Below are 588 nucleotides of genomic sequence, written 5' to 3'. Positions count from 1 at the left end.
AGCTCAGTACACGATCCTTGCCAATCAGATTCGAAACGCCGTAGAAAGACATCGCCATCGAGACCGTGCCCAAGCGACTCGCGACCAGTTGCGCCAAATCATCGATATGCTCCCACAGCTCGTCTTCGCTAAAGACGAGACCGGTGAGTTTCTGCTAGCAAACGAGGCCACTGCCGACGCGTATGGGACCAGCGTCAATAACCTCGAGGGTGCTACAGACGCCGACTTCGCAGACTCCAAGGAGCAAGTTAGCCAGTTCCGCTCCGACGATCAGGCCGTTATAGCGTCTGGCGAGCCTAAACAAATTCCCAAGGAGACGTTGACGACCGCCGATGGTGAGACACGGCTCTTGGAGACGACAAAGATCCCTTACGACCCAGTAGAAACCGACAGCAACGCTGTGCTCGGGATCTCAACAGACATCACCCAACGTAAAAAAAGAAAAACCGAACTAGAGATGCAGTCCGCTGCGATGGAAGCGGCGATGGACGGTATCTCGATCCTGAACGAGGACCACGAGTATATCTACATGAACCAAGCCCATGCCGATATCTTCGATTACGAGGCCGGTGAACTCCTCGGCAGCAC

Annotated in this window: 1 protein-coding gene; it reads left to right on the top strand. The window is 54.6% G+C overall.

The annotated features are described in order from the left end of the window. Positions 1 to 106: 106 nt before the first annotated feature. Positions 107 to 588 (top strand): PAS domain-containing protein (locus EXE42_RS16475; RefSeq protein WP_199240795.1); only part of this gene is annotated, 482 nt, incomplete at its 3' end.

Origin of the sequence: Halorubrum sp. SP3, assembly GCF_005435195.1 — an archaeon.
Classification (GTDB): Archaea; Halobacteriota; Halobacteria; order Halobacteriales; family Haloferacaceae; genus Halorubrum; species Halorubrum sodomense.
The sequence above is the reverse complement of the archived record's forward strand: the minus strand, read 5'-3'. Positions and strand labels throughout refer to the sequence as shown.